At 63.7% G+C, this 25,015-nt stretch carries 17 protein-coding genes; 10 read left to right on the top strand and 7 right to left on the bottom strand.

Annotated features, from left to right (window positions below; translation table 11 throughout):
• Positions 1–16: 16 nt before the first annotated feature.
• From B0919_RS22235 to B0919_RS22215, 5 genes are all read left to right on the top strand, one after another.
• Positions 17–373, top strand: coding sequence for a hypothetical protein (locus tag B0919_RS22235; RefSeq protein ID WP_078014507.1), 357 nt, complete (start codon positions 17–19; stop codon positions 371–373).
• Positions 374–1,120: 747 nt separating this feature from the next.
• Complete coding sequence (locus B0919_RS22230; RefSeq protein WP_078014506.1) at positions 1,121–2,767, top strand: glycoside hydrolase 43 family protein; 1,647 nt, start codon at positions 1,121–1,123, stop codon at positions 2,765–2,767.
• Positions 2,768–2,899: 132 nt separating this feature from the next.
• Positions 2,900–4,414, top strand: a complete 1,515-nt coding sequence (locus B0919_RS22225; protein WP_078014505.1) for a xylulokinase — start codon at positions 2,900–2,902, stop codon at positions 4,412–4,414.
• 102 nt (positions 4,415–4,516) lie between these two features.
• Positions 4,517–5,827 carry a xylose isomerase gene (gene xylA / locus B0919_RS22220; RefSeq protein WP_078014503.1) on the top strand — a complete coding sequence of 437 codons (1,311 nt, stop codon included), beginning with the start codon at positions 4,517–4,519 and terminating at the stop codon, positions 5,825–5,827.
• A 101-nt stretch (positions 5,828–5,928) separates the two neighbouring features.
• Positions 5,929–7,614 (top strand): sodium/sugar symporter, encoded by a 1,686-nt coding sequence (locus B0919_RS22215; RefSeq protein ID WP_176133181.1) that lies wholly within the window; start codon positions 5,929–5,931, stop codon positions 7,612–7,614.
• Between the two features lie 155 nt (positions 7,615–7,769).
• Here the strand turns inward: B0919_RS22215 and B0919_RS22210 are convergent, their stop codons facing one another.
• Complete coding sequence (locus tag B0919_RS22210) at positions 7,770–8,810, bottom strand: LacI family DNA-binding transcriptional regulator (protein ID WP_078014501.1); 1,041 nt, start codon at positions 8,808–8,810, stop codon at positions 7,770–7,772.
• A gap of 228 nt (positions 8,811–9,038) precedes the next feature.
• Complete coding sequence (locus B0919_RS22205; RefSeq protein WP_176133180.1) at positions 9,039–11,039, bottom strand: FG-GAP repeat domain-containing protein; 2,001 nt, start codon at positions 11,037–11,039, stop codon at positions 9,039–9,041.
• Positions 11,040–11,360: 321 nt separating this feature from the next.
• Here B0919_RS22205 and B0919_RS22200 point away from each other — a divergent pair, with 321 nt between their 5' ends.
• Complete coding sequence (locus B0919_RS22200; protein ID WP_078014499.1) at positions 11,361–11,900, top strand: GNAT family N-acetyltransferase; 540 nt, start codon at positions 11,361–11,363, stop codon at positions 11,898–11,900.
• 47 nt (positions 11,901–11,947) lie between these two features.
• Positions 11,948–12,604 carry a sce7726 family protein gene (locus tag B0919_RS22195; RefSeq protein ID WP_078014498.1) on the top strand — a complete coding sequence of 219 codons (657 nt, stop codon included), beginning with the start codon at positions 11,948–11,950 and terminating at the stop codon, positions 12,602–12,604.
• A gap of 10 nt (positions 12,605–12,614) precedes the next feature.
• Here B0919_RS22195 and B0919_RS22190 read toward each other — a convergent pair whose 3' ends face one another.
• The 3 genes from B0919_RS22190 to B0919_RS22180 all read right to left on the bottom strand — a co-directional run bounded on the left by B0919_RS22190 (position 12,615) and on the right by B0919_RS22180 (position 14,706).
• Positions 12,615–13,061 carry a hypothetical protein gene (locus B0919_RS22190; protein ID WP_078014497.1) on the bottom strand — a complete coding sequence of 149 codons (447 nt, stop codon included), beginning with the start codon at positions 13,059–13,061 and terminating at the stop codon, positions 12,615–12,617.
• Positions 13,062–13,135: 74 nt separating this feature from the next.
• Positions 13,136–14,218, bottom strand: coding sequence for a DNA polymerase IV (gene dinB / locus B0919_RS22185; protein WP_078014496.1), 1,083 nt, complete (start codon positions 14,216–14,218; stop codon positions 13,136–13,138).
• A 215-nt stretch (positions 14,219–14,433) separates the two neighbouring features.
• On the bottom strand, positions 14,434–14,706 hold the full coding sequence (locus tag B0919_RS22180) for a hypothetical protein (protein ID WP_078014495.1): 273 nt from the start codon (positions 14,704–14,706) through the stop codon (positions 14,434–14,436).
• 204 nt (positions 14,707–14,910) lie between these two features.
• On the opposite strand from B0919_RS22180, the gene B0919_RS22175 reads away from it, so the two are divergent.
• The 3 genes from B0919_RS22175 to B0919_RS22165 all read left to right on the top strand — a co-directional run bounded on the left by B0919_RS22175 (position 14,911) and on the right by B0919_RS22165 (position 17,687).
• The gene (locus B0919_RS22175; RefSeq protein ID WP_078014494.1) at positions 14,911–15,945 is read left to right on the top strand and encodes a hypothetical protein; all 1,035 of its coding nucleotides are present in this window, start codon (positions 14,911–14,913) and stop codon (positions 15,943–15,945) included.
• Between the two features lie 287 nt (positions 15,946–16,232).
• Positions 16,233–17,249: an NAD(P)/FAD-dependent oxidoreductase gene (locus B0919_RS22170; RefSeq protein ID WP_078014493.1), complete on the top strand. Its 1,017-nt coding sequence runs from the start codon at positions 16,233–16,235 to the stop codon at positions 17,247–17,249.
• Between the two features lie 111 nt (positions 17,250–17,360).
• On the top strand, positions 17,361–17,687 hold the full coding sequence (locus tag B0919_RS22165) for a 2Fe-2S iron-sulfur cluster-binding protein (RefSeq protein WP_078014492.1): 327 nt from the start codon (positions 17,361–17,363) through the stop codon (positions 17,685–17,687).
• A 79-nt stretch (positions 17,688–17,766) separates the two neighbouring features.
• Here the strand turns inward: B0919_RS22165 and B0919_RS22160 are convergent, their stop codons facing one another.
• Together B0919_RS22160 and B0919_RS22155 are read right to left on the bottom strand one after the other, a co-directional pair.
• Complete coding sequence (locus tag B0919_RS22160) at positions 17,767–18,222, bottom strand: hypothetical protein (RefSeq protein WP_078014491.1); 456 nt, start codon at positions 18,220–18,222, stop codon at positions 17,767–17,769.
• Positions 18,223–18,468: 246 nt separating this feature from the next.
• Complete coding sequence (locus B0919_RS22155) at positions 18,469–24,816, bottom strand: alpha-2-macroglobulin family protein (protein ID WP_176133178.1); 6,348 nt, start codon at positions 24,814–24,816, stop codon at positions 18,469–18,471.
• Between the last annotated feature and the right edge of the window lie 199 nt (positions 24,817–25,015).

Raw genomic sequence — 25,015 nt, 5'->3', positions numbered from 1 at the left:
ATCTAGCTTCCATCCCATGACGGCTTCCTCTTCTAAACCGCTCCCGCCCGCTTCCGAAGCGGCCGTGCTGCTGGTGTTGCTGCCGGTAGCCCGTCCCGAGGGGCAGCCGACAACCGCCGCGCTGGAGCAACTGCAGCACCGCTTAGGCTCCAGCATCCGCGTCCTGAAAATAAACGAAGCCAGCCACCCCACGGTGGTGCACAGCTTCCACGCCACCGAATTGCCGGCCTGCGTGCTGGTGCAGCAAGGCATCGAGCTGTGGCGCCATTCCGGCCTGCCCGACGAGGCCGTCACGGCCTCACTGCTCGAGCAATTTGTTTTCTCTGCCGGAGTCTCCGCCGCCAAACCGCTGCCCAAGGCTCAACCCGCCTAGCCCGGCTCAGCCTTACCACAAACTGGCCCCTTAACCGATTAGCGCACTGCCCGACCGCAACATCCAGCGGCCGGGCAGTGCGCTAATTGCCGTTTTCGTTGCTGGAGCGCCCGGTTTTCCTTTAGCGGCTACTGGAGTCTGTAGTCAATCAGAAGCCAGATGTGATGGCTGCCGGAGTGCTCATGCGCAATCTGGCGTCTGCATGTCGCAGCGGGAAACATTCTTGCCCTCGCCATCCACACACCTCCACCAATTTAAAGCTGTTGGAAGCTGCTGTTTCACACTTTGTTTGCTTATCCTTACCTAATCGCAAAGTATAAGCGCTGCTACTAACTCGTAGGAGAATATAACTTTTCTACAACAATTATAATTTCTTAAAAACTTTCCGGCATCGTTCCCGGACATATTTATAGACTGTATATCTGCGTAAACAATCATTAGTAGCCTAAGCTACCTATCATAGCTTTTATGCTCTACTGAGCCGCTATTGGTAAACATGCAGATGAAATAATGACCTATATTAAGTCTCATTCATGTAGGCTCAAGGCTTGCCCCTACACCGAACCAATTACTTGATAGGATACAAAAAGCGAAAACCTACGTTTCTTTCCGGAATCGTTCCCGAATATAACATATCCGCATAAATGCTTTACTTGCGCAGGAGCTCTTCACTAGCTGTCGAGTAGCAGCCTAGCCTGGATAATCAGCGCGGGGTGGCTGTCGGCCGCAAATTCTCCTTTGCTTGATATGTCCTTTGCTGACTGGCTGCGCCTGATTAGCGTCCTCGTAGCAGGCAGTCTGTTGCCTTGTGCGGCGCGGGCCCAAAACCCAACTCTGTCGAAAGTATGGGTACCGGACCTGGGCAACGGCACGTATAAAAACCCGGTCCTCTACGCCGATTACTCCGACCCGGACGCTATCCGCGTGGGCGACGACTTCTACCTGACGTCGTCGAGCTTCAACGCAGTGCCGGGCCTGCAGATCCTGCATTCCAAGGATCTGGTCAACTGGTCGCTGATTGCGGCTGTGTTCAACGAACAGCTACCCAAAGCCCGCTATGCCGTGCCCCAGCACGGCAACGGCGTATGGGCGCCGGCCATTCGCTACCACAACAAGGAGTACTACATCTTCTACCCTGACCCCGACCTGGGCATCTTCGTCACCAAGGCTAAGCACCCGGCGGGGCCGTGGTCGACGCCAGTGTGCATCAAGGAAGCCCAGGGCTGGATTGACCCCTGCCCGCTGTGGGACGAGGACGGCCGGGCTTACCTCGTGCACGGCTTTGCCGGCTCGCGGGCGGGCATCAAAACCATCCTGGCCGTGTCGCCGATGGCGGCGGATGGCCTGAGCCTGACCGGCCCCGACGCGCTGGTATTCGACGGCCATAAGGGACAACCCACCCTGGAAGGTCCCAAGTTCTACAAGCGCAACGGCTACTACTACATTTTCGCGCCGGCGGGCGGCGTGCCCACGGGCTGGCAGCTGGTGCTGCGCTCCAAAAACGTGTACGGGCCCTACGAGGAACGCATGGTGATGGACCAGGGCAAGACCAACATTAACGGCCCGCACCAGGGCGCCTGGGTCGACACGAATACCGGCGAAGACTGGTTTCTGCACTTTCAGGACCAAGGCCCCTACGGCCGGGTGGTACACCTGCAGCCGATGGTCTGGAAAAACGACTGGCCCGTCATCGGTGAAGACCCCGATGGGGACGGCAAAGGCCAGCCGGTGCTGACCTACCGCAAGCCCCGCATCAAGGGCAAGGCCCAGGAGCTGGCTACGCCGCCGACTTCCGACGAGTTCAGCACCAACCAACTGGGCCTGCAGTGGCAGTGGCACGCCAACCCGCAGGACTACTGGGCTTTCCTTAACGGCCCGCAGGGGTATTTGCGCCTCTACGCCATGCCGCTGGCCGAGGGCTACAAAAACCTCTGGCAGCAACCCAACCTGCTGCTGCAGAAGCTGCCCGCCGACGTATTCACGGCCACCGCCAAGCTGCGCTTCGACTCCCGCCTGGAAGGCGAAAAGCTGGGTCTGGTGATGATGGGCCTTGATTACAGCTACATCAGCCTGACCAACCAGGGCGGGCAGTTGCGGCTCAGCCAGAGCACGTGCAAGGACGCCGACAAGGGCTCGGCCGAAACGACTACACCTGCCGTGGCCGTGCCCGCGGCCCAGGCTCAGCAGCCCATTTACCTGCGCGTGGCGGTGAAGCAGGGCGCCAAGTGCCAGTTCAGCTACAGCTTCGATGGGCAGGCGTTTCAGCCCCTCGGATTGGAATTTCAGGCCCGGGAAGGCAAGTGGATCGGGGCCAAAGTCGGCTTGTTCTGCACCCGCCCCGGCAAGTTCAACGACAGCGGCAGCGCCGACATCGACTGGTTTAGAATCGAATAATCAGAACGTCATGCCGAGCGAAGCCGAGACATCTCGCCGGATAGCAGCTCTAATCGTTGAGTTGACTACCTGTCATCAGCACGCGAGATGCCTCGACTTCGCTCGGCATGACGGCCTAACGCCTAACAACTCATGCTTCTCCTAGGAATTGATATTGGCACCTCGTCGGTGAAAGTCTCGGTGGTGGACGCCGCCACGCAGCAGTGCCTCGCATCGGTGAGCTACCCCGACACGGAGCGCGAAATCCTGACGCGCCAGCCGGGCTGGGCCGAGCAGCAGCCCCTGCAGTGGTGGCAGGATGCCAAGCAGGCCATTTTGCTGGCCCACGCCACCCAGAAATACAACCCGCACGACATCGGCGCCATCGGCATTGCCTACCAGATGCATGGGCTGGTGCTGGTGGATGAGCACCACCACGTGCTGCGCGACGCCATCATCTGGTGCGACTCGCGGGCCGTGCCCTACGGCGAAGCCGCCTTCCAGGCCATCGGGGCCGAGCGCAGCCTGACGCACCTGCTGAACTCGCCCGGCAACTTCACCGCCGCCAAGCTGGCCTGGGTGAAGGAGCACGAACCGGAGGTGTATGAACGTATCGACAAGGTGATGCTGCCCGGCGACTTCATTGCCCTGCAGCTCACCGGCGAGGCCACCACCAGCATTTCGGCCCTGTCGGAAGGCATTTTCTGGGACTTTGCCGAGCACCAGCTCTCGGAGGACGTGTTCCGCTTTTTCGGCTTCGACCGCGGCCTGATTCCGCCGGTGCGCGAGGTATTTGCCCCGCACGGCCAGCTGCGCGAGTCGGTGGCCGAGGAGCTGGACCTCACGGTGGGTATCCCCGTCACCTACAAAGCCGGCGACCAGCCCAATAATGCCCTATCGCTGAACGTGCTGCGCCCCGGCGAGGTAGCAGCTACGGCGGGCACTTCGGGTGTGATTTACGCCGTGACGGACCAGCTGTTCGTGGATCAACTCTCCCGGGTGAATCCCTTCGCGCACGTCAACCACACGGCCGAGCAGATGCGGCTGGGCGTGCTGCTGTGCATCAATGGCGCGGGCAGCATGAACCGCTGGGTAAAGCAGGCGGTGGGTCGCGAGCTGAGCTACCCCGAAATCAACCAGCGCGCGGCGCAGGTGCCGGCCGGCTCGGAAGGCCTGTTGTGCCTACCCTTCGGCAACGGCGTGGAACGTATGCTGGCCAACGAGCCCGTGGGCGCCCACTTCCTGCACCTAGACCTGAACGTACACTCGGCCAGCCACCTGCTGCGCGCCGCGCAGGAAGGTGTGGCCTTTGCTTTCCGCTACGGCCTGGATCTGATGCGCGAAAACGGTCTGCACCCCACCGTCATCAAGGCCGGCAAGACCAACATGTTCCTCAGCGAGATTTTCGCGCAGGCCTTCGTCAATGCCACCGGCCTCGCGGTGGAGCTGTACCAGACCGATGGCTCGGTGGGCGCGGCGCTGGGCGCGGGCATCGGCGCGGGCACCTTCGCCACGCCCGAAGAAGCCTTCCAGCACGTGCAGCGCCTGCAACGCATCGAGCCTGACACCGAAGCGCAGGTGTATGAACAGACTTACCAGCGCTGGAAAACTGAACTGCTAAGTCGCCTGCCCCAGCCCCAAGCTGCATTGACGAATAACCAGAGCTAGGGCTAGAAGCTAGTTTCCCTCCTCATCTGAGGAGGGAAACTAGCCTTAGCTTTAACCGACTGGCCTTTACGCCTTTACTACTCACCCCACTTCCCACTACATATGAGCACCCTTTTCAGCAGCATTCCCCAAATCAAATACGAAGGCCGCGACACCGACAACCCGCTGGCTTTCCGCTGGTACGACGAAACCCGCGTAGTAGCGGGCAAGCCCATGAAGGAGTGGCTGCGCTTCGCCGGCGCCTACTGGCACTCCTTCAACGGCTCCGGCGCCGACCCCTTCGGCGAGCCGACGCACCTGTTTCCCTGGGACGCCGACGCCGACCCCATCGGCCGCGCCAAGGCCAAGATGGACGCGGCCTTCGAGTTCATGACCAAGCTGAGCCTGCCCTACTACTGCTTCCACGACGTAGACGTGGTGGATTACACCAACGACGTGGCCGACAATGAGCGACGCCTGCAGACCATGGTGGAGTACGCCAAGCAGAAGCAGCAGGAAACCGGTATCAAGCTGCTCTGGGGCACGGCCAACCTCTTCTCGCACCGCCGCTACATGAACGGCGCCGCCACCAACCCCGACTTCCACGTGCTGGCCCACGGCGCGGCGCAGGTGAAGGCCGCGCTGGACGCGACCATCGCGCTGGGCGGCGAGAACTACGTGTTCTGGGGCGGCCGCGAAGGCTATATGACGCTGCTCAATACCAATATGAAGCGCGAGCAGGAACACTTCGCTAAGTTCCTGCACACGGCCAAGGACTACGCCCGCCGCAACGGCTTCCAGGGCACGTTCTTCATCGAGCCCAAGCCCATGGAGCCCACCAAGCACCAATACGACTACGACGCGGCCACCGTCATCGGCTTCCTGCGCCAGTACGGCCTGCAGGACGACTTCAAGCTGAACCTGGAGGTAAACCACGCCACGCTGGCCGGCCACACCTTCCAGCACGAGCTGCAGGTAGCCGCCGACGCCGGCCTGCTCGGCAGCATCGACGCCAACCGCGGCGACTACCAGAACGGCTGGGACACTGACCAGTTCCCCAACGACATCTACGAGCTGACCGAGGCCATGCTGGTGATTCTGGAGCACGGCGGGCTGCAGGGCGGCGGCATCAACTTCGACGCCAAAATCCGCCGCAACTCCACTGACGTGCAGGATCTGTTCCACGCCCACATCGGCGGCATGGATATCTTCGCCCGCGCCCTCATCACGGCCGACAACGTGCTGCAGAAATCGGACTACCGCCAGCTGCGCCAGCAGCGCTACGCCTCGTTTGATGAGGGCGCCGGTCAGGCCTTCGAGCAGGGCCAAATGAGCCTGGAGCAGCTGCGCGACTACGCCGCCCAGAATGGGGAGCCCGCCGTCGTCAGCGGCCGCCAGGAGTACCTGGAGAACCTGATTAACCGCTTTATCTAGGAAAAAGGGGCCGTGCAGCCCGAGAATACCGCCTCTACAGGATGGTACTCTCGGCTGCATTGCTCATTTTTACCGCCATTGCCTACTCCAATCCTCCGCCAGTGCACCAGCTGTCCACCCTCGACTACGTCGTCTTTTTCATTTATTTCCTGATTGTCGCCGGCTACGGCATTTGGGTATACCGCCGCAAGACGGGCCACGACGGCACCGTGGAAGGCGACTCGAAGGACTACTTCCTGGCCGAAGGCTCCCTCACGTGGTGGGCCATTGGCTCCTCGCTCATCGCCTCCAACATCTCCGCCGAGCAGTTCGTGGGCATGTCGGGCTCGGGCTTCAAGATCGGCCTGGCTATTTCCACTTACGAGTGGATGGCCGCCCTTACGCTCATCATCGTGGCCACGTTCTTCATCCCGGTATACCTGAAGAACCACATCTTCACGATGCCGCAGTTCCTGAGCCAGCGCTACAACAGCACGGTGGCCATGATCATGGCCATTTTCTGGCTGGCGCTGTACGTGGTGGTGAACCTGACCTCGATTCTGTACCTCGGCGCCATTGCCGTGAGCAGCATTTCCGGCCTGAACCTGGATTTCTGCATGTATGCCCTGGCCTTTTTCGCCGTCATCATCACGCTGGGCGGCATGAAGGTTATCGGCTTTACCGACGTCATTCAGGTGTTCTTCCTGATTCTGGGCGGTTTGGCCACTACGTACCTGGCGCTGAACATGGTAGCCGAGCACTTCGGCCAAACGGGCGTGCTGGCCGGCTTCTCCGAAATGACCAAGGCCGCCAACGACCACTTCCACATGATCGTGGACCGCGACGACCCCGACTTCATCGACCTGCCCGGCCTGACGGTGCTGCTCGGCGGCATGTGGATTGTGAACCTGAACTACTGGGGCTGCAACCAGTACATCACCCAGCGCGCCCTCGGTGCTGATCTGCCCACGGCCCGCAACGGTATCTTGTTTGCCGCCTTCCTGAAGCTGCTCATGCCCGTTATTGTGGTGCTGCCCGGCATCGCGGCCTACGTGCTCTACAAGGAAGGCGTGTTCGGCGCCACCGAGTTCGGGACGGGCGACGACCTGAACCCCGACCGCGCCTACCCGGTGCTGCTCAACATTCTACCCACGGGTCTGAAGGGTCTCTCCTTCGCCGCCCTCACGGCCGCCGTGGTAGCTTCGTTGGCCGGCAAAGCCAACTCCATTGCCACCATCTTCACCCTCGACATTTACAAGAAGGTGCTGAACGTGGACGCTTCGGAAAAGAAGATGGTGAACGTGGGTAAAATCACGGTGGTAGTAGCCATGATTCTGGGCGTGCTCATCGCCCCGCACCTGGGCATTGATAAGAAAGGCGGCTTCCAGTACATCCAGGAATACACCGGCTTCGTGTCGCCGGGCATCTTCGCCATGTTCATCCTGGGCTTCTTCTGGAAGCGCACCACGTCCTCGGCGGCCTTGTTTGCCACCATCGGCGGCTTCCTGCTCTCGGTGCTCTTCAAGTTCCTTCCGGGCATGGTTGATCTGTCGTTCCTGGCCCCGCTGGGCTTCGCGGTGCCCAATGCCGCCGGCGTTTACGAAATTCCCTTCCTCGACCGGATGGGCTTCGTGTTCGTCATCTGCATCATCGCCATGGTCATCATCAGCCTGATCGAAACTAGCCGCGGCGTGCAGCCCAAGGGCCTCATCGTGGATACGGCCATGTTCCGCCCGCACCGCAGCTTCGCCATCGGCTCGCTGGTGGTCATTGCCCTGCTAACGGTGCTCTACACGGCTTACTGGTAAGCCGCGAGTCATCTAGCGCCTAATGACAACGGCGCCGGCCTGCTCCATGTAGCAGGCCGGCGCCGTTTGGTTTTGATGCCTGAGCAGCCCCTTTAGTTTGTGGTAGCACTAAAGCTAGTTCCATGCGGAAACAGGGTGTCATAAGCTTCAGGCAGCTACTGCGCTACCGGCTCCCGCCGCGACGACTCGCGCACAATCAGGTGGGGCTTGAGCACGATGCGCTGCCCGGCGAAGTTTTCGGTGCGCTTTTGCAGCTGCAGAAACAGCTGCACCGCTATTTCGCCGAGCTGCTGCCCGCGCTGATCCACTGAGGTTAGCTGCGGCCGGATCATGGTGGTAAAGGGCTCGTTGCTGAAGCCAGCCAAAGCCACATCAGTGGGGACGCGCAGGGCAGCCTCCTCCAGCAATTGGAGCGCGCCGCCAGCGGGGAAGTCGTAAGCCGAAAACACGGCGTCGGGGCGCGGCTGCAGGCGCAGCAGTTCGCGCATGGCGGCCATGCCGGCCTCCACGCTGGAATCGGGCAGCTGGTACACCAGGCGCGTGTCGTGCGGCAGCTGATGGGCCAGCAGCGCGTCGTGGTAAGCGCGGTAGCGGTTGTAGGTGGTGTTCAGGTGCAGCGGGCCCGCGAGGTGCGCTATGCGGCGGCAGCCCTGGCTGATCAGATGCTCCATCACCTGGTAAGCGCCGCGGTAGTCATCCACCACCACGCCGCTGCTGCCGGGCAGCTCGGGCATGCGGTCGAAGAACACCAGCGGCACCCCGTGCTTGCGCACTTTTTCGAAGTGCGTCAGCTCGCGCGTGGTATTCGACATGGATACCAGCACCCCGTCGACCTGGGCCTGCAGCAGCGCATCGATGTGCTTTTGCTCCTGCGCCACGTCCTCGTTCGACTGGCAGATGAGCACATTGTAGCCGGCCTTGCTGGCCACGTCCTCGATGCCGTGCACGATGGCCGGAAAAAATGCCCCGGTGATGTGCGGTACGATGACGCCGAGCAGATTACTGCGGCCGCGGCGCAGGGCGGCGGCCAGGGTGTTGGGCTGGTAGCCTAGCTTTTCGGCCAGGGCCCATACCTGCGCCTTGGTCGCGTCGCTCACGTCGACGGCGTTGTTGAGGGCGCGCGAAATCGTGGAAGTGGACAGGCCCAGCTCCGCGGCGAGGTCGGCAATGGAAACGCGCTTGTTTGCTTTGGCCATCGTGGTAACGCGCCCGCCCCTGAATGGCCGCGGCAGCAGGTGCCGACCTGGGAAGCGTAGCAGCGGCTACCCCAGCTTTCGGACGGCGCAAAAATACGCGCCAACGCGGCCCGGCACCGGCAGCGAAGCTACTGAATTACTCCGTTCAGGGCGCAGGTAAAAGCCCCGCGGGGCGCGCCGAACCTGCCGTGCAGGCCGACGCACCCCGCGCGTGCCGGACAGACGGGCTTATTCGACGACTAGCCGCCTCGTTTCGCGGCCGCAGCGCACGGCGTAGGTGCCGGCCGGCAGCGCGGGCAGCCTTAGCTGCGCCGGTCCCGAATCCGCCATTACGCTGCTGAACACCACGCGCCCCATGGCATCCAGTACCTGCACGGCCTGGCCGGGAGCCGCCCCCTCTACCCACACGGCTTCGCGCGCGGGATTGGGCCATACCGCCAACTGGGCCAGCTCGCGGCTGCCCGGCGGCAAGGCCACGGCCTGCACCGCCGAGGTCGTTTCGGTGCCGTCGGTATCCTGCTGGCGCAGGCGGTAATACACGGTATTGCTGCCGTAGCGGGTCAGGCGCGCATCGGTGAAATGGTAGGTGTGGGCCACGGAGCTGTTGCCATGGCCGGCCACCCAACCGATGCGGCGGAAGCTGGCGCCGTCAGCGGAGGCTTCCACCGCAAAGCCGGCGTTGGTCTTCTCCTGGGCGGTGGTCCATTCCAGGTAAGCCGTGGAGCCGCGGCGCTCGGCCGTAAAGCGCGTCAGCGCCACGGGCAGCGGAGCGGCGGCTGCCTGGTTGAGGCGCACGCTCACGGCGGCCCCGCTGGCACTGAGTAGATCCAGGTCGTTGTCGCCGTCGAGGTCAGCCACTTCCAGGCCTTGGGGGTTGGTCGTCACGCTGATAGCGGGCTGCATGACGAATACCCCTCGGCCGTTGTTGAGGGCTACCGAGACGGTATTGTCCGTCGTGTTCGGCGCCAGCGCATCCAGGTCGCCGTCACCGTCCACGTCGGCGGTTTTCACGCTCAGCGCATCGACGCCGAGGTAGTACTGGGTGCCACCGCTGAAGCTGCCCGTGCCATTGTTGAAGCGCACGGTCAGTTGGCTGGCTTCGGTGCCGTTCAGATTCGTGGTGAGCAGGTCCAGGTCGCCGTCCTGGTCGAGGTCGGCCAACTGCAGGCCGTTGGCATTGGCGCCCACGATGAAGTCGCCACCGCCGCTAAAGCTGCCGCTGCCGTTGTTGAGGCGCACGCTCACTATGCCGAATCGGGCGCAGCTCGCCACGATATCCAGGTCGCCGTCACTATCCACATCAGCCAGGGCCACGCTGCGCGGCTCGTTGCTCACGGGCACATCGGCGCCCGTCGCGGCGTAGGTGCCGTCGCCGTTGTTGAAGCGGACGTAGATGGCCCCTTGGTCGGTGGTGGTAGAGGCCAGGTCCAGGTCGCCGTCACCGTCCACGTCGCCCATGGTCAGGCCAAAGGTGAAGCGCCCCACGGAGGGCGCCCCGGCGGAGGTAGCAGTAAAGTGCCCGGCGCCGTCGTTCAGGCAGATGCGCATACCGCGGGCCTGCGGGCCGTAAGAATACGCCGCCACGTCGATGTCTCCATCGGCATCCACGTCCCCCACCACGAGGTTCAGCAGGCTGGTAAACTCGTCGCCGACGGTGTACACGCCACCAAGGCTGAACACCCCCCGGCCGTCGTTGAGCCGAATGGTGAGAGCCCCACCGCTGCGCCCGTCGGCGGCCGCGTCGCCGGTAATGAGGTCCAGGTCGCCGTCGTTGTCCACGTCGGCGGCGGCGATGGTGCGGGCACCAGCCCCCACGGGCAACTCAGCCGTGGCGGCGCTGCCCGGGCTCAGAAAGAAGCCCCGCCCGCTGCCCCCGGCCGCCGCCGTGAACTGGTACACGCGGGCTTTTTCCAGGTTCTGGTTGTTGACGCTGCGCGCCGCCGTCGTGACGGTAGCTGCCACCGTTTCGCCGGGACGCCAGTTATAGCTGGGCGCAAAGTTCACGTGCACCCCGTTGACGGAGGTCGTACCGCTGTGACCCGTACGGCAGCCGCCGCGCTGGGCGCTGTACACCCGCAAGGCAGAGACAGCACTAGCCTGCATGGCGCGGCTGAAGCTTACTTCTACTGGCAATGCCTGCCCCGCGCTGGTCGCATTGGCGGCGGGCGAAAGGTCGTTAATAGCGGTTTGGGCCGCGGCGGGCGCCGCCGCAACCAATACAAGGGACAAAGGCCGTACACAGTGTCTCAATACGGTCATAATACTGCGGTTTACAATGGGAATGCATGCTCCTCGGACAGGTACTGGTATGAATTCTTAGCTCTGATTGGCCTACTTCACTTCCTTGTTCCCTGCACTTCTCCTACTTCTCAGTTTGCCTGGCAAACTGCCCCGTTGACCACTGGCGGCGTAGCGCTACGATTGAAAGCTATAAACTTTATAACAAAACCACAAAAAAATTAAACTAAACTCAACAGCAGGTCTACCCAGCCTTTACAGGCTACCGAATTCTAAAAACCACAGCATGCGGCCGGGCCATTATTTTGCGCCATGAATTCCCCCGTTCAGCTCAGCACTGCTACCGCCGCCGATATTTCTGAACTCGAAGCTTTGGTTAACCGCGCCTACCGCGGCGCAGCCGGGCAAGTGGGCTGGACGGCCGAAAGCCACCTGCTCGCAGGGCCGCGCACCGACGCGGCAGCCCTCGCCGAGTTGCTGCGTACCCCCGAGGCCCGCATTCTGCTGGCGCGGGATGCGGCGCAGCAGCTACTCGGCTGCGTGTACCTGCAGCTTCGGGCCGACGAGGTGTACGTGGGCCTGCTGGCCGTGGCGCCCGAGCGGCAGGCCAGCGGCCTGGGCAAGCACCTGCTGGCCGCGGCCGAAGCCTACGGCGCGCAGCACCGCTGCCGCACGGCCACCATGACGGTACTGGCCGACCGTCCCGAGCTGGTGGCCTGGTACGAGCGACACGGCTACCGGCGCAGCGGCGAAACGCGGCCCTTCCCCAACGACCCGCAGCACGGCATTCCCAAACAGGCCTTAACGCTGCTGGTACTCACCAAACCGCTGGCCGCTGCGCCGCAGCCCTAGCGCCCCGGCTTGGCAGACCGCCCGAGCCGGTGTAACTTCGGGGTTCCATGAATGACCCCGACATCCGTGCGCTGCTGTATCCGCTGCTTCAGGGCGGCGTGTACGTGGATGAGCTGCCCACCGGCACCACCCGCGCCGACGTGGTGCACATCACCGCGCACTTCATGCACGGCTACGAGCTGAAAAGCGACGGCGACACCCTGCAGCGCGTGGCCGCGCAGCTGCCCTGCTACGCCCGGGCTTACGACTTTGTCACCTTCGTCGTCACGGAAAAGCACCTCGCCAAGCTTCTCGATGCCGTACCCGACTGGGTAGGCGTGCTGGTGGCCTCGGCCGCGGGGCTACACGAGCACCGCCCCGCCCGCTACAACGCCACCGTGGAGCGCGGCGCCGTGGCCGGTTTGCTGCGCCTCTCGGAGGTGAAGCAGTACCTGATGGACCACGGCCTGCACCACGTGAGCCTGCTGCGCCGCCGTGACATGGTGAAGCTGCTCAACGGCACCCAGATCATTGCCCTCTCCCACCTCGCCCAGTTCGTGCGCGACCGGCTGATGGCGCGTATGCCCCAGCGCCTGGAAAACCGCGAGGTGCGCAAGGCCGAACGGGCCACCAAAAAGCGCCTAAAGGCCCGCGGCCCCAAGCCCACCGGCGGGGCCAAAGGCAGGCCGGTGCACGTGCCGGGGGCAAAAAAGCGGGCGGCGTAGCATCGGCGGATCAGCCGTTGCAGGCGCTCATCCAGCGGATGAATTCCTCCTTGGAATCAGGCCGATGTATCTCGTCTCCCAAGCTGAGCAGCAGATTTGAATGGAAGTCGGCGGACAGCCTCTGACGGTAGTATTGCTCCTGCGCCGTCGGCACTTCCACGCCTAGAATCAACCTTTTGTCGGAGTTGAAAAACACCATTCCGGTGCTAGTGGCGCCTGGCTCGGCGGTCGAGAAATAGAAAATGTACCGACTCGGATGCGCCAGCAGGAAGCGCATCATCTCCCAGATATCCGTCGTTTCGAGCTCAATTTCGTGCTCCTCGGCATCAGTGGGCCACCAATACTTATCCTGGGTATCGGAGAGGCCCTCCAGGTAGTGCTGCCGAAAAAAGGTGATGGTAGCTTCATCAAAGTGCTCTAACAGGATGTATACGTCGATGCAAGGAGTCCGCTGCATAGGCCACTAAGCTACGCCGCCGGCTCGTACCCGGGCGCACGGTATCCGAATGTAGCCGCGCACTCAGCACCCCCTCAGAACCCAAATGCCAGCTGCCGCCCGGCCATATCGCCCATAGGTTCCAGGTTCGAGAGCGACACGCCGAGCAGGCGCACGCCTTTGGGCAGGGGCAATAGCCCGCGCAGCAGCTCGTCGGTGAGCTGGGCCAGCAGCGCGGGCGTGGCCAGCGGCGAGAGGCTGGTGCGGCTGCGCGAAATCAGTTGGAAGTCGGCGTACTTCACCTTCACCGTCACGGTGCGGCCCAGGATTTCGGCGCGCTGGCAGTACTCCCACACCTCGTCGATGCTGGGCTGCAGGCCTTCCACCAGCTCTTCGTAGCTGGTTAGGTCCTGGGCAAACGTGGTTTCGGAGCCCACCGACTTGCGCACCCGATCGGGCACCACGGGGCGGTGGTCCTCGGCGCGGGCAATGGCGTAGTAGTAGCCGCCGGCCTTGCCAAAGTACTGACGCAGAAACAGCTCGGACTGGTTGCGCAAATCCAGGCCGGTGAAGATGCCCAGTTCGTTCAGCTTCTTGGCCGTGGCCGGCCCGATGCCGTGAAACTGTCCTACCGACAGCCCGGCCACAAAGTCCAGCCCCTGCTCGGGGCGGATGACAAATTGCCCGTTGGGCTTGCGGTAATCGGAGGCCAACTTCGCCAGAAACTTGTTGTAGCTGATGCCCGCCGAAGCCGTCAGCTGCGTCTGCTCCAGGATCTTGGCCCGGATGTCGCGCGCAATCTGTGTGGCCGAAGTCATGCCCGGCAGGTTTTCCGTCACGTCGAGGTAGGCCTCGTCCAAGGACAAGGGCTCGATCAGCGGCGTGTACTCGGCGAAGATGGCGCGAATCTGCCGCGAAATGGCTTTGTACACCTCGAAGCGTGGCTTCACGAAAATCAGCTCGGGGCACTGGCGCAGCGCCGTAACCGAGGGCATGGCTGAGCGCACCCCGAACTGCCGGGCCTCGTAGCTGGCCGCCGCCACCACGCCGCGCTGCCGGGCGCCCCCCACCGCTACCGGCCGGCCGCGCAGCTCGGGGTTGTCACGCTGCTCCACGGAGGCGTAAAACGCATCCATATCGAGGTGAATGATCTTGCGTTGTGGGAATTGGGCTTCCACCGCCGGCTCCGTTTGCTAACTCCGTTGGCAAAGATACAACACGGCCCGCTGGGTTTTAGCACCTGCCGGGCGCGGAGCCGGTTCCCGGTTCGGCTCTATAGCATCCATGCTACCAGCCCGGCAACCTGACGGGCGGTTCAGCTTGCGTAGCGCTCCGGCCACAAAAAAGCCCGCCTGAATTATCAGGCGGGCTTTCCATTTATTCAACCGGAACGCTAAGCAGCTCGGCTTAGTCGCTCGCGGTGCACTACGGCTTCGAAGGCCTTGGTTTCGGGCCGGGGCGGGTGCCCCAGGCCAGCCAGTTCTTCTATAGTCAGGTCGCCGTCGATGTAGCGTTGGAGTTCGGTCAGGATGGTGGCACTGGGTAAAGTGCCACCCAGCGCGGCCACGGCAATGCCCCACTCGGCGTGGTTCTGCCGCTTGCGCCGTGCGGCCTGCTCTTCGTCGGGCAGGTCCGCTGGAATGGCTTTAAAATATTTGCTTTCCATTGACATCAAACAAGTTGATTGCTCCGTGTTTATACGCAAAACCGCCTGACTGGATGCCCCCTAACGGCTCCGCGTAAATACCTAACGACCAAAACCCGTACCTGATTGCGCCAGGGCCAATTCGCAGGTTTTGCCGCCCACGTGAAAGAAACCTTTGGCCGATTTAGCAAGTACATTCTTGCCTAACCAAAACACTTTCCCACCATGGCAAATTACAATCAGCACCGCGACGACGACCGGTACGACAACCGCAGTAACCGCCAGAACCAAGGCCGCCAGCAGGACCGCGACCAGTACAGCCAAAGCAGCTCCAGCCGTGGCATGTCGTCGCGCTACGATGACGACATGGACCGCGACTACTACGGCTCGTCGAACATGTCTTCGTCGTACGGCCAGGACCGCGGCGGCTCCGGCCGCGGAATGGGCTCGGGCATGGGTATGTCCGGCATGGGCATGTCGGGGATGAATTCCGACATGAACTCGGGCATGGGCGGCGGTATGGACCGCGACATGAATTACCGTGGCTCGGGCCGCGGCATGAGCCAGGGCACGGGCCGCTCCGACTACGGCATGAGCGGCAACATGGACAATGACCGCGGCTACTCCTCCGGCATGTCGAACCGCGGCGGCTCCGACCGCGACGACTACGGCTACGGCGGCCGCGGCATGAGCGGCGGCATGGGCACGTCGTCTTCGTACGGGCAGCGCGGCATGGGCAATATGGGCGGCATGAGTGGCGGTATGGACCGCGGCATGTCGTCGATGGGCAGCAACTCGTCGGATGACATGGACTACGACGGCTACGGCAGCATGAACTACTCGTCGTCGCGCCGCGGCGGGATGAGCAGCGGCATGAACGACTACTCCGACCGCGGCAACTCGTACGGCCGCGGCATGTCGGATTACGGCTCGTCGTCTTCGTACGGCCGCAGCAGCTACGACAACACCGACAACTACCGCGGCGGCATGTCGGGCCGCTCGTCCTCATCGTCTTCGGACGATATGGGCATGGGTGGCCGCAGCATGAGCGGGATGAGCAGCGGCATGAGCGGCCGCGACAACTCATCCTACGGCTCATCTTACGGCTCCTACGACTCATCGATGTACGGCCCGTCGACGGACTACGACCAGGACGACATGAACCGCGGCTCGGGCCGCGGCAGCCAGGGCTACGGCCGCGGCTACAACGACATGGATGACCAAAACGACCGCGGCCGCGACCGGCGCGGGCGTTACTAACGCCAAGCGGCCTTAGCACGCTAAAAAACCGGCCCGGAGCTTTTCGAGCCGGTTTTTTTAGTGCCCTGCTGCAGCGAGCGGTTCCCCGGTCTGCCCTTACCGTCGCCCGTCCCGGTCTTATCGACTTCGCTTGCGCCGGGCCGCAATGGTTTGGGCCGGGCACCGTACCTTTGCGCACTGTTTCCGGGCTTTGGGCAACCACTTGCACCCTGCGGTGGTTATCTAGCTGATTCTAACGGGGCCACGCCCGCCGCGGGCCGCGCTCCGTCGACCGTTCTACCCACGTAATGCACGCTACTATTTCCACTGACATCTGCATCATCGGCGCCGGCCCCGTGGGCCTGTTTGCCGTTTTTGAAGCCGGCTTGCTCAAGCTCCGTTGCCACGTCGTCGACGCCCTGCCCCAGGTGGGCGGGCAGCTGTCGGAAATCTACCCCAAGAAGCCCATCTACGACATCCCGGGCTACCCCGAAGTGCTGGCCGGCGACCTGATTCAGAACCTGATGCGCCAGATCGAGCCCTTCCACCCCACCTTCACGCTGGGCGAGCGGGTGGAGAAGTTCGAGAAGCTGGAGGACGGCTCGTTCCACCTCACCACCACCGACGGCACGCTCATCCACTGCAAGGCCATTGCCATTGCCGGCGGCCTGGGCTCGTTTGAGCCGCGCAAGCCCGCCATCGAAAACCTGGAAAACTACGAGGGCGGCAAGGGCGTGTACTACATGGTGCGCGACCCGGAAACCTTCCGCGACCAGCGCCTGGTCATTGCCGGCGGCGGCGACTCGGCCCTGGACTGGACCATTTTCCTGGCCAATGTGGCCAAGGAAGTGACGCTGGTGCACCGCGGCACTACCTTCCGCGGCGCCGCCGACTCGGCCGAGAAGGTTAAAGCCCTGCACGAAGCTGGCAAAGTAAACCTGGTGCTCAACTCCAACGTGACCCACGTACACGGCCCCGAGGCCCTGGAAGCCGTAACCATTACCGCCAACGACAGCACTGCCCGTACGCTGGCCGTGGATTCGTTTATCCCGCTCTTCGGCCTCACCCCCAAGCTCGGGCCCATCGGCGAGTGGGGCCTGGAGCTGGAAGACGACGCGGTGAAGGTGAACACGCTGGACTACAGCACCTCGGTGCCCGGTGTGTACGCCATCGGCGACATCAACACCTACCCTGGCAAGCTGAAGCTCATCCTCTGCGGCTTCCACGAGGCCGCGCTGATGGCCCAGGGCGCCTACAAGCACATATACCCCGACAAGAAGTACGTGCTGAAGTACACCACCGTCAACGGGGTTCCTACGCTGTAATCTGAGACATGAGAGGTTAGAGGTGAGAAGTTAGACCTCGTCTGCACCGCTTTTGTGCGTCCGAACATCTGTCTAACTTCTCACTTCTAACCTCTCCCTTCTAATCCCAATATGACCGACGAAGTACGCGTGTACGTGGAGGAGGCGCCGGGCCAGCGCACGGAGCTAGTAGCCCCCACCGATATGGGCCTGAGCCTGATGGAAGTGATGAAGGCCTCGGGCTACGAGATTCAGGCCACCTGCGGCGGCATGGCCTTGTGCGGCACCTGCCACGTGGAGGTGCTGGCCGGCCCCGAGCTGCCCGAGCCCTCCGACGACGAAATGGCCATGCTGGAATCCTTGCCGGTGATGTCGCAGGGCAGCCGCCTTTCCTGCCAGATCCGCATTACCGAGCGCCTCGATGGGCTGGTGGTGCGCCTGATGCCGCAAAACGCGTAGCGAGCCTGCAGGTAGCTGCCACAAAAAAGCGGCGTCCCGGTCTGGGACGCCGCTTTTTTGTGCTCTGGTGCAGCCGCGGCTACCGCCGACGGCGGGACGAGCTGCGCTTTTTCGAGCTGGTGCTCTTTTTCTTGCTCGACGACTTTTTCGTCACCGTTTTCTTCTTGCCGGCCGAGTTGTGGTGTACGGAGCGGTGGCGCGTTGAGGAGCGGTGATGCACGGTAGCAGGCTTGGCCGCTTCGGCTTTGGCGGCTTCTTCAGCCGCTGCTTCTTCTACCGTGGGCGGACCAATGGCAACGGCGCCCGCCTGGCTAGGGTCAGGCTGCGGGGCCAGGGGCTGCATCGAGTGCATTTTCTTGCGCGGGGGCATCAGGAAAGTGCGCTCGGCCCGTTCCTGGGCGCTTAGCTTTTCCTCACCGGCCAGTATAGGACCGACCGGAATAACGGCTTTGCCGGCCGTGTCTACAGCCTTGCCACCCTGAACGGCGGGTTTACGTCCCTGTTGGGCCTGTACAGTCAGCGTTAGTACGGCCATCACGGCCGTGCAAAAAGCAGTTCTTAGCATCAGTAACCTCCAAAAAAATCAACCGGACCGCAAAAGTACAGCGCAAGTAAGCGCCTCGCAAACCCATTGCCACTCAACCGGGTATAAGCCAACTTTTACCTCGCAAAGCCCAGCCTTATCGGCGTGGGCGATGCAGCGCGAACGTTTAGTCCGCGCTGCATCGCCCACGCCGCCATGGTCCCACATTCACTAATGACGCGCGGCGCAGGTTCGGCATTACTGCCCGGCGATGCGCAGGCGCTGCCCGGCCGAGTGCGAGGTAAATTCCGGCGCGTAGAGGCACTGCACCTGGCTGATGCCGGAGCTGAAGTCGCCGGCCTGGGCGGCGCGCAGGCGGTACTCGAACACGTGCGAGCCGCGCGGCACCACATCGAGGAAGAAGTTGGTGGCCGCGTCGCGGGGGCTTTCGTAGTAGCCAAGGCCCTGCTGGTAGCGGTAGCCCGAGGTCTGGCCGATAAGCTCCAGGCCGGCGGCGCGGGTGTCCTTCAGGTGCACGAACTCCAGCTCCCGGTCGGTCTTGAGCACCAGACGCACCACCAGCACCTCCCCTACCCGCAAAGGCGCGCCGGCAGTCATAGGCGTGAGCACGGGGCCGTTGGTGCCTGGCGTTTCGCGGAATAGCTGGCGCGTGAGCGTCAGAGGGGCGTTGTCGGCGCGGGTGATTTTGTCGAGCTGCTCGAAGTACTGCCAGTACAGCCCGCCCCAGGCCACGCCGGCGTCGGTTTTCTGCACCTGCACCTTGCCCATGCTGGCCTGCATCTCGGCGCCGGGGAAGCTGCGCTTGATATAGCCGGTGCCGGCTTCGGCGCCTTCGGTGGTGTTGATTTTTTGGCTGCCGAGCGTGACTTGCAGCGGCTGCGCGGGCTCCAGCCAATTGCGTGAGCCTTGCAGCAGCAGGGCGTAGCAGGCATCGGCGGTGGCGCGGGTACTTTCCCAGTTGTGGGTGCGCTTGTGGCTCAGCAGCCACAGCTTCATTTCCTCCACCGACTGCTCGTCGCCTGCGACTTCGCGGAAGGCCTCGATCAGCTGGGCCTGCGTCTCGACGGGCGCCTGCTGCCAGTAGAAGCCGGGCTGCACGTCCTTCCAGTACATGCCCAGCTCCTCGGAGTGCAGGGCGTTCTGGCGCAGGGCTTCCACGATGGCGGCGGGCACATTTTTGTCGGCCTTACCGCCGCTGAAACGGTTCAGCGCCACGGCCGTTAGGGCCTGCACGTAGCGGTTGCGGCCCGTCCAGTACTGCGCGGCTTGCCCGCGGTAGTAGTCGTAGGCGGGGCTGGCGGCTTTGTCGAGCGGCAGGTCTTTCAGCCAGAACGAGCGGGCGTAGAGCGCGTGCACCGTGCCGTCGGACAGGTGGTTATCGGTGAGCTTCACGCCTTTTTGTCGGCGCAGCTGGGCGTAGTCGTTGGCCAGGTCCCGGTCGAGGTAGGCCACGGCGCGGCGCAGCAGCTCGGCGGTGCGGGCATCCTGCAGCGCATCGAAGGCCCCGAGCTGGCGCAGGCGCCCAAAGCCCGCCACCACCAGCTGCGTGATGTAGGCGTTGTCGGGCATCTGCTTAAACCACGGGAAGGCGCCGTTGGGGTTCTGCAGCTCGGCCAGCTTCTGGGCAGCGCGCAGAGTTTCGGCCTGCAGGCGTTGCTCGTCGAAGAGGGTAGCGAGACGGCGCATGCGCTCCGTGTCGCTCTGGCCCTCGCGCACCCAAGGCGTCTCCTGCAGCAGCAGGGCTTTCAGCTCCTGGTTCTGCTCCAGCTTGCTGCGCAGCGCGTTCTTGTCACCGCTGGCCGCGGCTTTCTGCCACTCAGCCAGCACCGGCCGGATACGCGGATTTTGCTGCAGGATGCGGGCGGCCAGCACGTTGGCGTAGAGGCGCGAGAAGACTTGCTCGGAGCACTCGTAGGGGTACTCCATCAGGTACGGCAGGGCCTGCACGGCGTACCAGGCGGGGTTGCTGGTCAGCTCCAGGGTCAGGCTCTGGTTTTGGCGCGTGGCCGAGCTGGTGCTGGTGAGCTTCTTCAGCTCGAAGGTGCGCGTGCCAGTGCCGCGCACAGTCAGCGGCAGGGCTTCGGTCACGAGCAGGCGGTTGGGCAGCACCGGTAGGGTGTTTTCCTCGCCGTCGGTGAAGTCCTTGGCGCGAGCCACCACGCGGTAAGTCACGGCTTCCAGGCCGGTGCTGGGGATGGTGAGGTCCCAACCCACGGTGGTGCCTTGCTGCGCCCCGACTTTGAACTTGGCCTTGCCCGAGCCTTTGAGCAGCTGCTTGTCCAGCGGCTGGTTGGTGCGCGCATCGAAAAGTAGTAGCTGGGCGTCGCCGTTGAGGGCCTTGGCCGTGAGGTTGCTGATTTTGGCGGTGAGGCGCAGCTGGTCGCCTTCGCGGAAGAAGCGCGGGGCGTTGGGCGTCACCATCAGCTCCTTCTGCGTGACGAGTTGGCGGGCCAGCAGGCCGGTTTGCAGGTCAGGCCTGTGCGCCAGCGTCAGCAGCTGCCAGCGCGTCACGGCTTCGGGCATCTGGAATTCCAGTACTACTTCACCCTTGGCGTTGGTACGCACGGCAGGCGCCCACAGGGCGGTTTCGCGGAAGTCGGAGCGCACGGGCACGGTGCTGAGGTCGGCGGGTTTGCCCTTTTGCGTGCCGTAGCCGACGGTAACGACTTCGTTTAGCTGCTTTTGGTCGTTGCCGAAGCTAGCATCAACAGAGGCTTTCATAGCCATTGGCGCGGAAGCGTTTGGCGGTGGCGGCATAGCTGGAGCCGCAGCACGCATAACCCGTGGAGACGTTCCTACCGCACCCGTAATATCGTGCCGCATAGCTGGGGCAGTACCATACACAACCACTTCACCAAGGCCGTTGCGTCCTTGGCTCATTACACCTGCCATCCAATCGTCCCAACTCAAACGCAGTTTCGGATACAGATACTCCTGTTGCCCCGTTTCCTTCGCTTCAAACAGCTCAAACAACGTCTCCCAATCCGCGCTGCCGAACCGCGCCGACCAGCCGAACCGCTCTCCGTAGTACGGCTGCGGCAGCTCGGGCCGCGCGAAGGAATGCGGGCGAAAATAATCGAGCGACTGGTCGTAGAGCGAAGCCAGCAATTCGGCCGCAGCGGGCTGGTTTTGGCTGTTTTTGATGGTCAGGCGCCAGGTTTCCTTCTGGCCGGGCTGCAGCTTGTCGCGGAAGGTGCTGAGTGTGAGTTCCAGCGGCCGCTCGGGCTCGGCTACCTGAATGGTGGCTTCGCGCTGGTAGAAGTGGCCATCCTGCACGAACACCAGCCGCACCATCATCGGGGCGGTCTGGCCGGCCGGCGTGGGCAGGCTGATGAGGCGCTGCTCCCGGCGCAAAGTCAGCCACTCGCCGCGCACCAGCTGGCCGCGGCTTTCCACTTCCAGCCGAGCCTGCACCTGCTCTAAGCCGGTGCCGATGAGCACCTGCGCCGCCTGACCGGGCGCCACGCTGTCCTGCAGGCTCGTCAGCCACGCAGGCGTGGGCAGCGGGGCTTGCGCGGCCGTGGGGCTGTAGAGCATGAAGCCGAGGCGGGCACGGGCCGTATCGGCACCGAGTACGCTGCGCGCTTCCAGCAGGTAGGCACCGGGCGTTTGGGTTGCCAGGGCTTGGCTGGCCTGAGCTAAGTCGTTGGTTTGCTTGGTCTCGAATGCCCACTGGCCTACCTGCTGCCGCGGCCAGGTGTTCGGGTTGTCTTCGCGCAGCCAGGGCTCGTGCGCAAACAGCCGCTCGTGCTGTTCGCGCGGCAGGCCGGCCTGATCGGGCGCGGGGCCGAGGCGCGGGTGCAGGGTTCGGGCGGGCGGCGTGAGGCGGTAGAGCGTGAGCGTGCCGGCGGCGGGCACCGCCTCGCCGGTGGCATTCTGGCTGCGCAGGCTGAAATCAGCGGCGGCCACTTGCTGCTGGTTGACTTGCGCCGGACCGCTCAGGCTGAGGTTCAGGGCCGTGCCGCCCAGCGTGACGCCGCGTTGCGCCGAGCGGGTTTCGCCGTTGGGGTCCGTTACGTCGGCCGTTACGTCGAAGACGTAGGTGGGACGCACCGGGAAGGGCGGGCGGTACTGGCCGTCTTCGTCGCCATCGGGGTTATCGGCTTCGTCGTTCAGCGCCTCGTCGGGCGGGGTAGCCGTAAACGATACGCGGAAGCGGCCCTGCGCATCGGTTTGCGCGGTGCCGGTGGCTATTTGCTGCTCGCCGCCGCGGCCGGGGAAAAACGGCCGCCCGCCGCCTACGCGCCCCCCACCAAAGCCAAAGTCCAGCTCACCCCAGCCAAACATCGGCCAAATGGTGCGCCGCACCACGCGGTATTGCACCGTGGCGGCGTCCACGGCCGGGCCGGCATAGGCCGTAGCCGTGCCGTGCACCGAAAGCGTGTCGCCGAGCTTGGGCGTGCCCTTCACCGGGTCGAGTGCCACGAAGAAGGTCGGGCGCTTGTAGTCTTCCACGGCAAAGCTCTGGTTGCCCAGCCATGGATCGGCAGCGGAATTGCTCAGCCCCGCTGCTACCACCAGCTGCATCTGCCCGTTGAGCAGGCCGGTGGGCAAGGTGAGGGAACCGTTGAGCGAGCCAAAATCGGAGGTGGTAAATGGCAGCTCCTGCACCTGCTGGCCGTTGACATCCAGCAGCCGCACCCGCAGCGGCAGGTTCTTTACCACCTGGCTGCGCCCGTTCACCTGATTGGCCACGATGGCCTTGAAGTACAGCGTCTGACCCGGCCGGTAGATGGCGCGGTCGGTGTAGATGAAAGCCTGCAGGTTTACGTTTTCTTCAACGGTTACCGGCGGGCGGTAATAGCCCAGGTTTTCCTGTAGCACCAGCGTGTCGCGGCCCTGACGCAGCAGCAGGGCGCGCATGTAGCGGCGCTGCTCATCGGCGGGTTTTGGCCGAATGGTCAAGTGTCCATCGGCGGCGCTGGTTTGGGCTTCGCCAGCCGTGGTGTTGGTGCGGCCTGTGTTATCGTACTGCTGAAACCAGGGCTGCACCGTGACGCCGCCCGCGGGCTGGCCGCTGCGCCGGTTCAGCGTCCACACATCCACGCCGCCTTCGGGCGCGGCGCGGTGCACCGAGGCCAGCTCGCTCACCGACAAAAACGCGTAAGTAGTGGCTATGTCGACGCGCTCCTTGGTGGGCCGCTCGGCGGCGGTGCTTAGCACCACCAGGTAATGCCCGGCGGGCAGCGCCGGACCAGCAAGCTCGGCGCGGTGCGTTTTGTAGTCCTGCGGGCCGGGCAGGCTCAGCGCCCACTGCGCCGCGGGCTTGCCGGCCAGTTGCTTGGCGTAAGCCTTCCGGATATCGGCCTGGCGCTGGCTGTTGGCTTCGCGCAGCAGGGCCGCTGCGGGCAGCTTCCAGGCAAAAGCGTGCACTTGCTGTAGGTTGCGGTACTGCACATTCAGCAGCAAAGCCTGACCGGGCAGTTGCACTTCGGTGGTTTGCACGCTCAGGCTGGGCGCTTCCAGCTCGTTGATGATGCCCTGGGCCCGGGCCGCCCCTACCGATTTGGGGAACCGCTGCGCGGCGGCGCGGGCCAGGCTCATGGCCGTGGTCAGCTCGCCGCGCTGCTGCGCCAGTTGGGCTAGCTCGGCCTGAAAATCGGCCCAGGCGGGCAACGTCTCGTACTGGCTCTGGGCGCGGCGCAGCGCGGCTTCGTAGGCCGTGCGCTTATTGGGAAAAGCCGCGTGCTCGTGCACGAAGGCCAGGCGCAGGCGCTCCACGTCGGCGGCAGCAGCGGGGTTCGTTTGGGTCAGGCGGAAGCGCGTCAACTCCTGCCACAGACGCAGGGCGTAGTACGGGCCGTTGAGCGAATCGGCCGCCGGGGCTGTAATGGGCAGCTGAGCAAATTCGGGGTTCGAAGCCAACAGGCGGGCATCGGTGAAGCGGAACTGCTCGGCGGGCCGGGTCAGGTACAGCTCGTCGTCGTTGAGCCCCTCGATGGCGCGGTGCGCGAGCAAATCGTAGAGCGTAGGGCGCAGCTGCTGGCCCACTACGTCGGCGGGCGTGGCGAGCTGGCCCAGCTCCCGCAGGCTGGTTTGCTGCTGCCGCTGGGCGTCGGTTTCCACCGAGGCGCGGTAGTGGCGCACTACCTGGCTGGCCAGCCGGGCGGCGTCCCAGCTGGCAATGCCGCCGGCGGCAGCGGTATCAGCGGCATCCTCCGTCAGGTCGACGTCCTGGGCCACGTTGCTGCGGTTGTAGAGGCGGTAGCGGTTCTGTTGCAGGTAGTCGTGGTACTGCTCGGCCAGCAGGGAGTGCAGCAGCGGCCGGGCCGGAAACTTAGCCGCGGGCAGGTCGGCTTCCAGCAGCGCAATGCCTTTGACGTCGGCGTCTTCCTCCTTCAGCTCCAGCAAATGCAGCCGGTACACCAGGGAGCGGACGTAATCGGCCGTTTGCCCGGCGGCGCGCGTTTTCTGGTAGATGTCGAGCACCAGTTTGCGGGCCGCTTCGGTCTGCTCCTTGGCCAGCAGCGCGTCGATTTTCTTCCACTGAGCAGCGTAAGGGCCGCCGGCCGGCGGCGCGGAGGCATTGGAGGGAGCTACCATGCACAACAGCCAAAAGGCCAGGATAACGAAGGAAAAACGCATGAGCAAAGCAAGGGATTTACGGCTATAGGATGCCCGCAAGCCTGGCATTCCACACGAAAACCGGGCCTTTTTATTTTGAGCGCCCAGCCGCCGGTGGAGTAGCCTACCAGGGCGCCGTGCCCGTCGCCGCAGAAACTTCCACACAAACGCCTCGCTTCCTGTATTTTTGGCAACGTATAGGCCCGGCCGCATTGGCGGG

This window comes from Hymenobacter sp. CRA2, from assembly GCF_002007105.1.
Taxonomy (GTDB): Bacteria; Bacteroidota; Bacteroidia; order Cytophagales; family Hymenobacteraceae; genus Solirubrum.
The sequence above is the reverse complement of the archived record's forward strand: the minus strand, read 5'-3'. Positions and strand labels throughout refer to the sequence as shown.